The 14,503-nt window shown below is 57.5% G+C and carries 12 protein-coding genes; 4 read left to right on the forward strand and 8 right to left on the reverse strand.

Annotated features, from left to right (window positions below; translation table 11 throughout):
* The first annotated feature begins 57 nt into the window (after positions 1 to 57).
* Positions 58 to 279, forward strand: coding sequence for a hypothetical protein (locus NXT3_RS31775; protein ID WP_158665390.1), 222 nt, complete (start codon positions 58 to 60; stop codon positions 277 to 279).
* Positions 280 to 293: 14 nt separating this feature from the next.
* Here the strand turns inward: NXT3_RS31775 and NXT3_RS22040 are convergent, their stop codons facing one another.
* The 5 genes from NXT3_RS22040 to NXT3_RS22060 all read right to left on the reverse strand — a co-directional run bounded on the left by NXT3_RS22040 (position 294) and on the right by NXT3_RS22060 (position 4,580).
* On the reverse strand, positions 294 to 1,091 hold the full coding sequence (locus tag NXT3_RS22040; protein WP_104840468.1) for an AraC family transcriptional regulator: 798 nt from the start codon (positions 1,089 to 1,091) through the stop codon (positions 294 to 296).
* Positions 1,092 to 1,232: 141 nt separating this feature from the next.
* The gene (locus NXT3_RS22045) at positions 1,233 to 1,481 is read right to left on the reverse strand and encodes a hypothetical protein (RefSeq protein ID WP_104840469.1); all 249 of its coding nucleotides are present in this window, start codon (positions 1,479 to 1,481) and stop codon (positions 1,233 to 1,235) included.
* A gap of 14 nt (positions 1,482 to 1,495) precedes the next feature.
* Positions 1,496 to 2,815, reverse strand: coding sequence for a tetratricopeptide repeat protein (locus NXT3_RS22050; protein WP_104840470.1), 1,320 nt, complete (start codon positions 2,813 to 2,815; stop codon positions 1,496 to 1,498).
* 134 nt (positions 2,816 to 2,949) lie between these two features.
* On the reverse strand, positions 2,950 to 3,396 hold the full coding sequence (locus NXT3_RS22055; RefSeq protein WP_064253538.1) for a helix-turn-helix domain-containing protein: 447 nt from the start codon (positions 3,394 to 3,396) through the stop codon (positions 2,950 to 2,952).
* A 218-nt stretch (positions 3,397 to 3,614) separates the two neighbouring features.
* Complete coding sequence (locus NXT3_RS22060) at positions 3,615 to 4,580, reverse strand: phytanoyl-CoA dioxygenase family protein (protein WP_104840471.1); 966 nt, start codon at positions 4,578 to 4,580, stop codon at positions 3,615 to 3,617.
* A gap of 730 nt (positions 4,581 to 5,310) precedes the next feature.
* On the opposite strand from NXT3_RS22060, the gene nodD2 reads away from it, so the two are divergent.
* Positions 5,311 to 6,315: a transcriptional regulator NodD2 gene (gene nodD2 / locus NXT3_RS22065; RefSeq protein ID WP_104840472.1), complete on the forward strand. Its 1,005-nt coding sequence runs from the start codon at positions 5,311 to 5,313 to the stop codon at positions 6,313 to 6,315.
* Between the two features lie 931 nt (positions 6,316 to 7,246).
* On the opposite strand, the gene NXT3_RS22075 is transcribed toward nodD2, so the two are convergent.
* From NXT3_RS22075 to NXT3_RS31780, 3 genes are all read right to left on the reverse strand, one after another.
* A complete protein-coding gene (locus tag NXT3_RS22075; RefSeq protein ID WP_037381379.1) occupies positions 7,247 to 7,636 on the reverse strand; it encodes a type II toxin-antitoxin system VapC family toxin in 390 nt (129 codons plus the stop codon).
* Entirely contained in the window at positions 7,633 to 7,866 is a 234-nt protein-coding gene (locus NXT3_RS22080) for a type II toxin-antitoxin system Phd/YefM family antitoxin (protein WP_104840474.1), read from the reverse strand. The genes NXT3_RS22075 and NXT3_RS22080 overlap by 4 nt, the downstream gene beginning before the upstream one ends.
* Positions 7,867 to 9,082: 1,216 nt before the next feature.
* The gene (locus NXT3_RS31780) at positions 9,083 to 9,499 is read right to left on the reverse strand and encodes a hypothetical protein (RefSeq protein WP_158665391.1); all 417 of its coding nucleotides are present in this window, start codon (positions 9,497 to 9,499) and stop codon (positions 9,083 to 9,085) included.
* Positions 9,500 to 9,565: 66 nt separating this feature from the next.
* Between NXT3_RS31780 and NXT3_RS22090 the strand changes: the two genes are divergently transcribed.
* Both NXT3_RS22090 and NXT3_RS22095 read left to right on the forward strand, forming a co-directional pair.
* Complete coding sequence (locus NXT3_RS22090; RefSeq protein ID WP_104840475.1) at positions 9,566 to 11,494, forward strand: acyltransferase family protein; 1,929 nt, start codon at positions 9,566 to 9,568, stop codon at positions 11,492 to 11,494.
* Positions 11,495 to 11,897: 403 nt separating this feature from the next.
* Positions 11,898 to 13,838, forward strand: a complete 1,941-nt coding sequence (locus tag NXT3_RS22095; RefSeq protein WP_104840476.1) for an acyltransferase family protein — start codon at positions 11,898 to 11,900, stop codon at positions 13,836 to 13,838.
* Positions 13,839 to 14,503 lie beyond the last annotated feature (665 nt).

The following is a 14,503-nucleotide window of genomic DNA, read 5'->3' on the forward strand; positions in this document are numbered from 1 at the left end:
ATTCGCCAGTCACCCTCCAACCGCCGTTGCCACCTCCAGTATCGTGTGAGTGCTTTCATGCGACATTATCTCGGATTGGCAAAATTCATTGTTTGGATGAAACTCATCGGCGCGCTGGATAGCAGAAGACATGCCTTTCGTGGCGTTGGAGAAGATCTGTCGAACTGCAAATTGGGTCCCGGAGAGGAATATTTACCCGCCTTCGCGCGAATACGCCTCAACAAAGCGGCCACGGTAGCCAAGGGGCCACCGCAAATTCTTCAACTCTGGGCCTTCTGAAGCGCAGAGTCCGTTTATGGGCTTGCGCTGGCCATGACATGGCGGCGCGTGTAGGCTTGGGGACTAATGCCCATTTCGATGCGAAACGCATACACGAAAGCCGATGTCGAGCCGTATCCAAGCTCCATGGCGACCTGTGTCACGCCCAGACCACCGCCGAGAAGCTCGATTGACCGGAAGAGCCGCAGGCGGCGTTTCCATGAGCGCAGGCTCATGCCCACCTCCGTGTTGAAGCGGCGCGCCAAAGTGCGAGGCGAGATATTCAGTGCCACCCCCCATTCCTCCGGGCTCCGGTCATCCGCGGGGTCAAGATAGAGTGCCTCGCAGAGCACGGTCAACGGCGCATTACGCGGCCACGGCAAAGCCGATCGCAGCGGCTGGACCCGCACAAGCTGATCGAGGATGAGGGCGGCTACACGGTCTGGATAGCCGTCCCCTTCCGGCTTGCCCTCGAGCTCTGTGGCCTCGACGATCAAGGCCTGCAGCAATGGCGACATCATAAAGAGCGTCGGTACCTTCGGCAGTTTTGCTCCGGCTTCATCCGCAATCCAGAGGCTTCGGAATGCCGCGCCGAGAAGCGAACCTACCCGGTGCACGACGCCGGTAGGCAGCCACACCGCCTGATCCGGCGTGATTACAAAGGATTCGGCTTCCGTGTAAACCGTCAGCACTCCGGAGATCGCATAGACCAACTGGTGCCAGGTATGGGAGTGCTCCGGAAAGTAATGGCGCGCCGGAATGGATTGCGCGCGCACCGTAATCGGCTGAGGAGGACGAAGACCGGGCGGTGCTGTGATCGGCTGCCAGAGCATGCCAATTCTCCATATTGGCAGATATCCTACATAGATTGTCGTTCCATTGAAATACAGCCGAATAGAAAAGCTCTAATATCGTCAAAACGCCAAGTGCATCCTACGGCGGACCCGACCACACCCCGCTCCCGATCGATCCTCTCATGCCTTGTGAAGGCGGATGTGAGAAATCACCGGACCCAGTGCCTGCGCGAAGGGCAACGTTGCGCGATTGACCATCGCGCGGTCGCTGGAAAATTGACCTGTCAGGCCAAAAAACGGCAAGGCGGTCTGGCATCCGTTTTTGCGCGCAGCCACGCCGATGGAGGAATCAGCGGGCTGGACTCGAAGCTTCAGGATCGTCGGACCGCCTTTCGGGCCCGAATTCGGTCGCAGCGTGGACATCAGCATTCGACATCGCAACTTCAGGCGCCGAGCAGGCCGTGCCAGTGCATTTCGCGGAGCGACGGGCGGCGGTGCAGGCGGTGGTCCAGCAGCGCGCGGGCCTTTACGGCGTCGCCGCTCCGCATAAGGGCGAGGAGGAGCATGTCCTCGATCAACTCGCGCTGCGCGCCACTGCCCCCGATGCGCACGACCTCCACAGCAACCGGCTCAAGAATACGGGCGCAGCGAGCGTAGTCCTGGTCTGCGAACGCCAAGGCGGCGCGGCAGATCGCCGGCACGACTGGCCCTGCGGCCAGCGCTCCTGCCTCGATCAGGCCCGTCAACGCCTGCGCCCGCTGCTCGACTGCGGCCCTGTCACCGATCGCCGCCGCGATAAGGGCCATGTGGACATCCGCGAAGGCAAAGCCGGCCTTCTGGAAGTATTCCCCCGCATAGGTTGCCGCGGCCGCCCACAGTCCCGCCGGCACAGTGTGGCCATAGGCCTGGAGCCGCCACAGGAAAGAAGCCGTGTCGCTGACCACGTTGACCGGCATCCCGGCCGTAACCGAAGGCTGGATGTAATCCGCGTACATCGCAAGCGCTCGCTCCGCATCACCCCGCTCCAGTGCGCCCAATGCCGAGTGCCAGGCGATATGGCCGTGGAGAATCCCTGTACGGTCGTAGCGAGGCAGCCAGTCCGCGATCAGCCTCTCGGCGTCTTCTCCCGCGCCGCTCTCGTACATGGCGTGCGACAGCGCATGCGCCGCGTTCGCATTGTTGGATCTGAGGTCGTAACCACGCTGCGTGAGGGCTCGGCCGAGTGTCGCGTTGCCGTTCTCGACATGGGCCCAGCCCCGGTAGGTGACGAACCACCAATCGTCGGCGTCGAAGTGCCTGGCGTGGCGCTCACAGAGATCCACGCGTGCCTGGTCGTGATCCGCCATCCCGGAGAAGGCGAAGAGCCCGAATGCGCCGAGCGGCAACGAGAAGATCAGGATATCCCGCGGCCAGGTATCGGCGTGCGCGAGCGCCCGTTCCAGCGCCTTTGCCGACTGGCCGTCGATTGCAAGCGATAGAATCTCCACGTGGCTCCGCTCCCGCTCCGTCCCGCGCCGGGCGACGATCTCCTCCGCCGTCGCAATGCGCGCCTTGGCCTTGGCCGGCTCAGCGCGGATGGCATGCAGGCGCGCGCGTGCCGCATGGGCGAGAGCGAAATCCGGGTCGGCCGCGAAAGCCTCTTCCAAGGTTTCCGCAGCGCCTGGCCAGGTGGAGAGGAGCAGATCAACCCCATTGCGGTAGCGTTCGGCCGCGAGGTCGGACGTCGTCGAGAGTGGCAGGCCGCGGCTGTCGAGGTGGGCCATTGCAGTTTCCTCATACCGGGTTCGGGCGCGGCAGCACTCATACGGCTGTTGTACGAGATTGCCCTCTGCCTGAATTTCGGCAACCTGCCAAGGGTTGAATTACCGCCAAACTGGGATTCCGGACGAGACACCTCTCAGATAGCCTGACCTTCATCGAACCCGTCCGCGACAGCCTTCAAGAGGCCAATGGCCCGGCTTCTAACCTTCGCATCGCCGATACGGGAGAAGGCCCTAATCAGTGCGAGACCCTCGTTGCTTGACGCGAAGTCGATAATTTCAGGTTGCAGTCCGGGTTTTACGGCGGTGCCGTCGACGCCGTTCGTGCCGGCGCCCGGCATATCTTCGAAGAAGTAGGATACCGGTACCTCCAGCGCCTCGGCAATCTGTTGCAGTCGACTCGCTCCGACTCGATTGATGCCCTTTTCGTATTTCTGCACCTGCTGAAACGTCACCCCGATCTGCTCGGCAAGACTCGTCTGTGGCATTTCCATCCAAACTCGCCGCATGCGAATTCGACGGCCGACATGAATGTCAACAGGCTCGGGTTTCGCTTTTTTCTGTTCAGGGTTCGGACTGAGCATGCATTTCTCCATGTTTACTTCGCGATGGGTATCTCCCCGACCTATCGCGCTCTGCTGTTGTTCCCGCCTTGATGCCGATGTGCGCCGGCATTTCTCATTAGATGGACTCGTTCTATTTATGGTCCAGTGGGCAGGGGTGGCTATTGCCGAGAAGCTGGCCCTGTATAGCGGGAAAAGTTCCGCTCTTGAAACCCCATAACTTGGAGCCACGCTATAAACTACCGAACGACTGGCTCGCCATGATAGCGTCGCTTCGACGGTTTCGAGACGCCAAATCCGACCTCCATCATCAGACGCGGCTTCTCCTTTGCCAACGTGCCCATATGGAAGCCAAATGGATCTTCGACGAAGCCTGAGCCCGCCTTGCCGGTCAAAGTGATGGCATTCTCCTCGCCGTAGGAGGCCAGCACTTCCTCGGCGGCATGGCCGACAAGGAGCGTCAGTTGATGCTTCAAACGCCTGCGATTGTGGCTGCCGCGCACGTAGACATGAGGACCGGAAGTGGCATCCACGTCTGACAGATAGAAGAAAAACTTCAACATTCGCCAGTCATCGAGGTCGAAGTGGAACTTGAAGGAAGCCCGGCTCAGATCCGCATCCGAGGCATTTCGCGTCGGGAAGCTCCACCACGTCCTTGTGGTGATCAACCTCGCTTCGCCGCCGAGATAGTGCCTTGCCACGTTGAGAAGCAGGGGGTCTTGCTGCACGGCTAAGGCGGCCGGGCATTGCATAATCTGCTCATAATGATGGCCGCTCAAAATAGTCCGGCCGAAACGGCGCTCAGCTTCGGCATGATCGCCGGCCAGGAACTCGAGCCTGCGGTCGAAATTGCCGAAGCAGGGTGTCTCGTGTCCAAAGCGCGCAATTTCCTCTTGAATGGGGCGTGGCAGGGTCAGGCCTGAAAAAATACCTGTTCTTCTCAGTTCCGCCGCGATCGCTTCTGCTTGGAGGTCGCCAAAAATGGAAGGCGTGGCAACCTTGTCCTGCACCACGCGTCTTGCGGTTAGCCAATGCGCCTTGCGGAACGGCATCAAGCGCGCCAATAGGAACATCGGCAGCCAAGCCGGGTTCTCCCGCACATCCGAAAGATACGTAGGAACTCGGGCAGCTATCCGGCGGATCGTCCCGCCGCTGCGGGCGATTGCTTCGAGGTCCTTCGGATCAGAGTGAGCGGGACTAATCATTCTATTGCCTTTCGTACTTTTATTTTTTCCCGCGTACCTCGCCAATGACGCACGGCAGATCCTGAAATCAGCGAGCCGCTCGAACAAGCATTCGAGGTCGGTGAAGTGACTGCGAAGATCGCGCATTCTTCGTTGCAGAGATCCCGATCGTCGGAGTTGAGCGTCTCAACATCGTTTTTCGCCTTGGTTTAACACGGGGCGGATCGTACCCGACGGCGCATGGCCGACGAACACCTCAGAAATGTTCGACCCGCTGCGCTCGCGGAGGGGTTGTTCTAATGCAACATCCCGTGCGGTCGGGAAAAATAGAATGTTTGGATGGAATGCATCCAGGCTATGGATAGTATCGCAAGGTTGCTTCTTCAACGCGTGAGTTTCATGCGAGCGGCGACTTTGCGCTTCGATAACCGACACGCAGCATCTGGTTGAAGAGCTTCTTGCATACAATCTCTTCGATCGTCGGGCAACAAGTTTTCGCGGGACGAATTAAGCCGGGCCGCTGATGTCTTCAGTTCGCCGTCCCCATCCACCAGCAAATTCAATATGTGTCTGCGGATGTGGATCATGTTGAACTGCGATGCCGCGCAGCTCCAGTGTCACGTTTTTGCTTGGTCCTTCGTTGAGGCCGACCGGGCCGGGCGGGCTGCCATGATTTCGAACAATTTGTATTACTAATTAAGAATGCTGGTAGTTTGGGATGGCAACCATCCACGTTTTGGATAGATGACGCATGCGGTTCAAGGGCCTTGATCTAAATCTCCTCGTCGCGCTCGACGCTTTGATGAGCGAGCGTAATCTTACGGCGGCGGCGCGCCGCATCAATCTCAGCCAGTCGGCGATGAGCGCGGCCGTTGCCCGGTTGCGCAGCTATTTTCGTGATGAGCTGTTCACAATGGCGGGGCGCGAATTTATCCCGACGCCGCGTGCGGAAGGGCTCGCCTCCGCAGTGCGCGAGGCTCTGCTGCAGATCCAGCACTCCATTGTTTCCTGGGAGGCGTTCAAACCGGCCGACTCAAATCGCCGCTTTAAAATCGTGCTCTCCGATTACGTCACGCTCGTGTTTTTCGAAAAGATCGTGGAGCGTGCGGCGCGGGAAGCTCCTGGCGTCAGCTTCGATTGTCGGCCTCCCGCGGACGACAATGAGGACCTTCTCCGGCGCGGCGACGTCGATGTGCTAATCCTGCCGGAAATGTTGATGTCGAGCACTAATCCTCGAACAAGGCTTTTCGGCGATAAATATGTTTGCGTCGGCTGCCGAACGAACGAGCAACTGTCGGAGCCACTTACATTCGAGAGATATATGTCGATGGGGCATGTTGCGGTCAAGTTCGGCAATAGCCGAAGGCCAGGCCTCGAGGAATGGTATCTGCTCGAGCACGGTCTGAAGAGACGGATCGACGTCGTCGTACAGGGTTTCAGCATGATTCCGCCTATGCTGTTCGGCACCGAGCGGATAGGAACCATGCCCTTAAGGCTGGCGCAGCTTTTCGCAAAAACAATACCGCTGCAGATTGTCGAGCTTCCCCTGCCACTCCCCCCAATTATCGAGGCGGCTCAATGGCCCGCGCTTCACGATAGTGATCCGGCCAGTCTTTGGCTGCGCGAGATGATAGTAGAGGAGGCGTCGCGTATGGCTTCGCCCCTTCCCACGACCGAGCCCCTCGTCGGACAGACCAGCACGAGTATTGACCTGCTCACCTCCGATCTGCGGACTTCTTCAGGGCCATGGCTCTAAAGGGAGGCATGCCATCCTTGCTGGTTCAGGCATGGAAAGGCCCGAGCGCGTTCAGTAAATTCGGCGGCAGGGCCCACAGGAGCGCTTGGAGTTCCGATCGCGTGCCCTCTTCGGGTGTAAGCGCTGTTCCAATCACACGTTGATAGATGTCAATAGCGCCAGCTCGGCATTTGGCTAGAGCTAAGAACGGTCGGCGATTTTTCACACCGGAGCTTTGCTGGACATTTCACCGCGTAGCGACGATAGTCCGCCGATAGCAGAGCACATCAGGTACCCGATGCCCTATTACCACGCTACATGGCGGCGTCACCTCCCTTCGATTTTGAAGCATGGCCTCGGCGGAGCGCCGCCAGATTCCCAGAACTTTCCGGTCGAAGCAGGTGTCTATCTTGCCCGAAATCCCGCGGTCTCAGTGGCGTTCATGATCGAAAGTTACCTTGAAAGCTCCGACACGATCGACATTACGCCTTCTCAGGTGGTCGAAGCCATCTGCGTCCTTGTCATAGATGACAGTCGAGTCACGGAACGCCTGATAAGTGCGGACCCCAACATTGATAGAACGGACATAACAGTCCTTTACCGAGGCATTGTGGATGTTACGGGTATGCCGATCTTGGGGGTGGACGACGTCATCGATTCTCCTATCACAGTCGACGAGGTCACTGCTCTTCCGTCTGGCTTGTCAGAGTAGGCCCATGGCAGCAGCACTGTTTGGTGGTGTTCAGGCAAACTTCTTTGTCAACCGCGCGATGGTGGCGCTTGGTTCTGCGTGATTCCCTTGCGGGTAACATGACGTTGGAAGATTCCAGTTCAGGCGCAAAACAGAGCCGTTGGTGGTGCGGCACCACCACCTTCGTGTAGGACGGTATCTATGGACAGGCGGTAGGCGGCCAGGGAGCTTTCAAGGTTTCTACGATGAGCGAATTGCAGTTCACCACAACCGTCTGACGGCTGGGAGTGTATCGAACACCTCGTCCGCTGAGATCAACGGGGCTCCAAAATCCAACGCACTTGCTGCGAGCAGACGGTCAAATGGGTCGCGATGCTCCCACTCAAGTGTGGCCCCCTTCAAACAGATCTCTGGCGCCAGCGCGGCAATTCTGCCACCCTGTTCCACCAGCAGGCTCGGCAGATCGTTGACGAATGGCTTCATCTCCGGCCACTTGCCGATACGAACCTTCTGCCCTATCTCAAAAAAGCTGATCGGACTGACGAAAACGCTGGCGGCCTCTGTGATGAGAGCGGTTGCCTTGGCAGATAGGCGTCCATCGCCGGTCAGCGACCATGCCCATGCATGGGTGTCGAGAAGGACAGTCGTCACGCTTGACCTTCCCAAAGCGCCAACTCATCCTCACTCATTGGCTCGAAGAAATCGGGCCCGTCTCCTGTAACCTTGCCTTTAAGCAGCCCGATCGTGAACTTGCTTTGCGGGATGGCAACAATCCGGGCTACAGGGGTTTTGCCCTTGGCGATGACAACTTCTTCGCCAGCCTTCGCCGCCTCTATAAGTTTGGACAAGTTCGTCTTGGCGTTGTGAATTGTCACCTGCATTGGAAACCCCGATTAGCTAACTTAGCCATAAATAGTGCTTTCTCATCTTGAAATCCAGCCCCACTTTGCCGCCGCAGAATCTCGCCAGCTGTGCGTAGCTTCTTCTTCGCTCTCGCCGGCGGCTGAACGTTCGGCTGTAGAAGGGACGGCCGTGCGGACCTGGATATCACATAGGCCTAGTCCCCTGCAGTCTTCAGCTTTTCCAAGAGCGTTAAAACATCAGCTTGGATATCGAGGCATAAATCCACGTATTCGACTATCAGCTCCTCACGGTGAGGAAAATCCCTCCGATGCCGCTCAAGCGTCTCGGCCGCTACAGCATAAGCTTCGAATAGGTCGTCCAATTCGCGGCTCTTAGCGTGGTAAAGGAGTTCTCGATGTCGAGGCAGGGCAAGCGCCAGACGGGCCCGGCCACTTCGTAACTGTGACATTCTTTCAATCCGATAGCATGGTCCTCGACCCGATGGACGTTTGAGTATCGGGCGCGGAGAGCCGTCTCGTGGTGCGAATATAGCGCGACAATCAGCATGATACCTTCATCGCGACCGCGACATAAGAATCTCATCTTGATTGACGCCGAGTCTCACCTTGATTGTCGCCGTGCATGCCAGCCCACCAGGACAATCCTGCAACTACGAGAGTCCAGCTGGAAAGTTCGCGGGAATTCAACCCACGCTAGGCGGAGGTATAACGTCAGGTGCGGTGCGACGTTCCCTTGATGAAGCCCAAAGCTACGCAGAACGGGCTGATGCCGCTCTGAGATCTCTCGTCTGGTCAGTTCGAAGTCGTGGCCATGGGTGGCCAGCGGACGACTGCCGGTCCATCCGGCGGGAGTGCCGCTCCTCGCCCGTACGACGGGCGAAGCCCGCTCTAAACATACAACGTTTTCGCACATGTCGGCAGTGCCTCTGACTACGACAACAATATCATTGCGCAGGGCCAACAGCTTCAGGAAGCGTCTATCCAGAACGCGGATTTGGGCCATCCAAATATTCGATTTTACGAATTGGGCGGCGCACCTCATTAGAAAGACATCGGTCGAAGGAAATCAATTACATGGGATCAACTGCGAGCGCAGGAGGGACGGGAATTGCTCGAAACCGCTCAGATCGAACGGGCTTGCCAAAGATTATGTCAGCGCAACCGGAGAGCACCTCGATGATGGCGGCCGCGCCTGACGCGCTCCTATCGGGCGCAGTTTCGATTGCGGCCTCCCTCAAGGGGGAGCAAGGAGGACGAGGAGGGCTTGCACGTGTTGCGGTGGAAGTGTGGATTGCAGCGGGCCGCTCACGCCGAACGCACCAAAACTTTTGCGATTCTCCAGGGCCACGGGGCACTCGACGTAAGGCGGTTCGAAAGTAGTCAGTTCGGCCGGAGCCAGACATGAGCTCCGCTCAATTTCGACCGGCTGCGTGGTTTCATCAGGGCACGCCGGAATGCATCGCGAGTGCGTAGACGGCACGCAGCATCCACTGCAATCGACGATGGTCCTCATCCGCTTTCTGCCCGATTCCTGGTTGCGGTGGCCGAGGGCCACGCCGACGTCTTTTTGTTTCCGGTGAAGATACTGAAGAATGGCAACCTGAGCGATGTAGCACTCCAGAGAGGCATGAACTTTGCCTTCTTGCAGCATGCAGCCACTGCCTGAGTGCTGCCTTTGCGAACCATCCACCTGAATTGAAAATCAACAGGTCCTCCAATGTCACGAGAATTCCGACCTGATATCCAGGCCTTGCGGGGTCTAGCCGTTCTGCTGGTTGTGCTCTATCACGCCCACGTCGGGCCGTTCGGCTATCTCGGCGTTGATATTTTCTTCGTGATTTCCGGCTTTCTCATCACTGGCCTCATCACGAGGCAGCTCGAGCAATCACAGTTCAGCTTTTGGGAATTCTATTATCGCCGTGCGAGGCGCCTCTTGCCTGCGGCCTACGTCGTCATTGCGCTTACGACGGTCGCTGCGCCTTTCTTCCTGTCAGATGTGGGTCTGCGGGAGCTCCGAAATCAGGTGTTCGGGGCGCTGACATTTACCGGCAATATTGTTCTCTGGTCTCAAGCGGACTATTTCGGCGGAGCGGCAGAAACGAAGCCTCTTCTGCACTTCTGGTCGCTCGCTGTCGAAGAACAGTGTTATCTGCTGCTTCCTGCCTTCTTTGCCTTGGCACCCAAAAAATGGTGGCTGTTGGGCGTTGGTTCGCTCCTGGTCACTAGTGTGATCCTTTGTTTCTACGTGGCATTTCGTCATCCATCCGCCGCGTTTTATCTTTTACCGACGCGCTTTTGGGAAATGGCGGTCGGTTCCATCGGGGCGTTGTTGCCCGCCAGCCCTCGCGTGGCTGCCGGGCTTGCGACACTGCGCTTGCCGGCGCTGGGGCTTCTCCTCCTGATTCCCATTGGACCTTCTGGTTTGCAGGACCCTGTCGTGGATGCCGCTTTAGTTTGCGTCGCAACCCTCATTCTCCTCCTGGCGCCCAGCAAGGAGAGTATGGCAGTCCGAGGCATGGCAAAACTCGGGGACATCTCGTACTCGCTCTATCTGATCCATTGGCCGGTGCTGGTCTATGTTCGGGCTGCTTGGCTGTCAGAGCCTCCTGCGGTGGCGATCTACGCGGCAGTTTTCTTATCAGTTGTCGCGAGCTTGGCTCTTCACCGCTTCGTCGAGAAACCCTTCCGACGGGGATCCGTCACGTCGCATGTGCGAATGACGTCAGGACTTGTTATCGCAACGGCTCTTCTCGCCATCGTACCGGCAGTGGACATTGGCGCAACCGAAAGTAGGGTTGGGGTTTCCGACGTAAGACGTATCAATTACGGCTTGGGAAGAGCATGTGATCTTACACCCGGATCGCTTCCTCAGATTATCCCGGAGGCGTGCCAGACGGCGGACAGGCCCGAATTGCTGGTCTGGGGCGATTCATTTGCTATGGCACTTGTTCCCGGTTTGGCCAAAACAGTCGGTAAAGCCGGACTGGCGCAACTCACCATGAGCGGGTGCCTCCCCGCGATCGGCGTTGCTGCCTTCTCGAGGCGGGCAGCCTCTCCATATCCCCGTGCCTTCGGCGTGGATTGTATTCGCTTCAATGACAGTGTTTTGAGCATCCTGAAGAATCAGCCGGAGATAACAACCGTTGCAATCTCAAGCCCGTTTGACGCACCTGTATCCAGCGACTTTATCCTGCTTAAGAGGACTGGTGATACCTTCACGGAGGTTGAAGCATCGGTAGATGGAGCCGCTGAGGGTATCAAATCTCTCGTCGAGGCCGTTCGTGCTCTGGGCAGGCGCGTGGTCGTTGTTGCTCCTCCGCCGGTCGCAAACTTCGATATCGGCGATTGCCTTGAGCGAAAGGCGAGGGGCAGCCTTATGCTCGGCGACTACAGGGATTGTAAAATACATGTCAGCGATTACCGCCGAATGCGATCCCGCACTCTAGAGCTCTTGAACCAAGTGGCCATGAAGGCTGACGTGGAGGTTGTCTCTTACCACGACTTTCTCTGCGACGGCACAACGTGCAAGACCGAGATCGACGGCAAATACCTTTACCGAGACAGCGGACACCTGTCCTATGAAGGGTCAGAGCTCATCGCTCGAAAGACGAGACTTGCTCAAAGGCTGATCAGGGCCGCCCGATAGAGCATTTCGGCATGGTTCCGCGTCGACTTTTCAAGACCGAGGTTCTTTGCTGCTGATCGCGATCACCGAGGTTTTTACCTTGGGCGTCGCGCATGGCCGAGTTCATGGGTGTCTAATCGATCTACAGCGTAAATGTATGCCATCTAAACAATCGATTTTACGAATTAGCGGGCATGCTTCATTAGAAGAAGTTGAATTGACAGAAAGAAAGTACACCGACGCCATGCTTCGACGACGTTCTTAGTTCTCAGAGAGCAAGGGGCGCGGATATTCGAAAGTATGGTCAGAAACATTCCCCAGAAGAAAGTTATCTCCGGATCCTTGGTGCGGATAATTGTCATTGGCCAACATTCTTTGCGTCCTCAGTTCATCCAGTTAGATCGGGAATTTCATCAGGGCTTCTATGCCGAGCGCGTTTCGAACTGATATCCAAGCCTTGCGGGGATTGGCTGTTTTGCTGGTCGTCCTTTATCATGCCGCTGTTGGGCCGTTCGCAGCCGGCTATCTCGGTGTTGACATTTTTTTCGTGATTTCGGGCTTTCTGATCACCAGTCTGATCAGGACGCAGCTTGAGCAATCACGGTTCAGCTTTTGGGAATTCTATTATCGTCGTGCCAAACGTCTGTTGCCGGCGGCCTATGTCGTCATTGCGCTCGCGACGATTGCTGCGCCTTTATTCCTGTCAGATGTGGGTCTGCGCGAGTTCCATACACAGGTAATCGGGGCGCTCACATTCACCGGCAACATCGTTTTCTGGTTTCAATCGGACTATTTCGGCGGGGCGGCAGAGACGAAGCCCCTCCTGCATTTCTGGTCACTCGCTGTCGAAGAGCAGTATTATCTGCTTCTTCCTGCTTTCTTGACTTTAACTCCCAGGAGATGGTGGCTCTTAGGAGTTAGCTCGCTCCTCGGTACGAGTTTGGCGCTCTGTCTATACGTGGCCTCTCGTGACCCATCCGCTGCATTTTATCTTTTGCCGACCCGCTTTTGGGAAGTGGCGATTGGTTCGCTCGGGGCTTTGCTTCCGGCCAGCCCTCGCGTGGCTGCCAAGCTTTCGCTGCTGCGCATCCCGGCGCTCCTGCTTCTTCTCGTTATTCCTATCGCTCCCGTTGGTTCCCAGCACCCGGGCGCAGATGCTGTACTGGTCTGTTTGGCAACCCTGATCCTCCTGCTTGTGCCGAGCAGGAGTAGTTTGGCGGTCCGAGGCATGGCACGGATCGGGGACATCTCGTACTCGCTCTATCTGCTCCATTGGCCGGTACTAGTGTATGTTCGGGCTGCTTGGCTGACAGAGCCTCCTGCGGCTGCGATCTACGCGGCAGTATTCTTCTCAGTTGTCGCGAGCTTGGCTCTTCACCGCTTCGTGGAGGAGCCGTGCCGCAAGGGGGGCGTCGCATCTCGTGGACGGATGGCCTCAGGACTTCTCGCCGCATCGGTTTTTCTTGGCTTCTCGCCAGCAGTGGCCATTGCCGCAACCAATAGCAAGGTTGACTTCAATCAGAGCCGCAGGATCAATTATGGCTTGGGAGGCGCATGTGTTTTTAGTCCCGGATCGCCTCCTGAGGCTATCCCGCGGGACTGCCAGACGACGGACAGACCACGGTTGCTCGTCTGGGGCGATTCGTTTGCGATGGCCCTGGTTCCGGGCTTGGCCAAAACAGTCGGCGAAGCCGGACTGGCCCAGGTCACCATGAACGCGTGCTTCCCCGCAATCGGCGTTGCTGCCTTCTCGAAGAGCTCAAAAACCGCGCCCTACTATCCCCCTGCCTTCGGCGAGGATTGTATTCGCTTCAATGACAGGGTCTTGAGCATCCTGAAGAATCAGCCGGAGATAACAACCGTTGCAATCTCAAGCCCATTTGCCACCGCCGTAGGGAAGGACTCTATGCTCCTTAAGAGGAACGGCGACACGTTCGCGGAGGTTGAAACTTCGGTAGATGGGGCGGCTGAGGGTATCAAATCTCTCGTGGAGGCCGTTCGAGCCCTTGGAAGGCGAGTGGTCATTGTTGCTCCCCCACCAGTCGCAAGCTTCGATATCGGCGATTGCCTTGAGCGGAAGGCGAGGGGAAGTGTTATGCTCGGGCGCTACAGCGATTGTAAAATACGTGTGAGCGATTACCGCCGGATGCGATCCCGCACTCTGGAGCTCTTGAACCAAGTGGCCGTGAAGGCTGACGTGGAGGTTGTCTCTTACCACGACTTTCTCTGCGACGACACGACGTGCAAGACCGAGATCGACGGCAAATTTCTTTACCGGGACAGCGGCCACCTGTCCTATGAAGGATCCGAGATCATCGCTCGAAAGACGAGACTTGCTGAGAGGTTGATCAGGGCTGCTCGATAGAGCATTTCGGCATGGTTCCGCATCGAATTTTCAAGACCGAGTGTCTTTCGTGGAGTGAACCGCGCCAACATAGCAAAGAACTTCGGTGTTGCGAGAATGCTCGCCGTGGCGCTTGCCCGAGGCAAGTCTCTAGCACCAGCGCGGCCGTTGGACTGCAACAGCCCGGACCTGACAGCGACCGAAACCGAGGGACTGGGCGGCGTTGCGATGATCCCTCGGCCAGGTGCACTGTGGAGGCAAGTCGGATCAGGCGCAGTTTTTAGCACTCGCAGGCGATGCGCCGCTTTGAAAGCAAACCTCACTCACTGAAACACCCAGTCAGTCCAGTAATGTCTCTCAAGCCGGAACGAAAGTGAGGTGAGGTCTGGTCCGGTTTATGAAGAGGCGGTGGGCCTGACCTTTTCGAGAGCCAAGATTCGCCTTTTACCTTTCGGCGAAGGCACTCACCTCCTCGAAAGGTGTGCGTCGTCCTTGACGATCGCCCTTGCTCTTGTTTGATCGTGCTTCGACTAAACCAGCTGAGCTCAAATGATTTTTATCTGGAAGCGAGTACCCAGGGACACGTCTGGGGAGCTGTCCTACACCGATGTTTGGGAGGCTCGGTGTGTAGGCACGTCTCCCTGGGCATATACACCTATGCAACTTCCCAAACGAACCGCAAAATC

The organism is Sinorhizobium fredii (assembly GCF_002944405.1).
GTDB lineage: Bacteria > Pseudomonadota > Alphaproteobacteria > Rhizobiales > Rhizobiaceae > Sinorhizobium > Sinorhizobium fredii_C.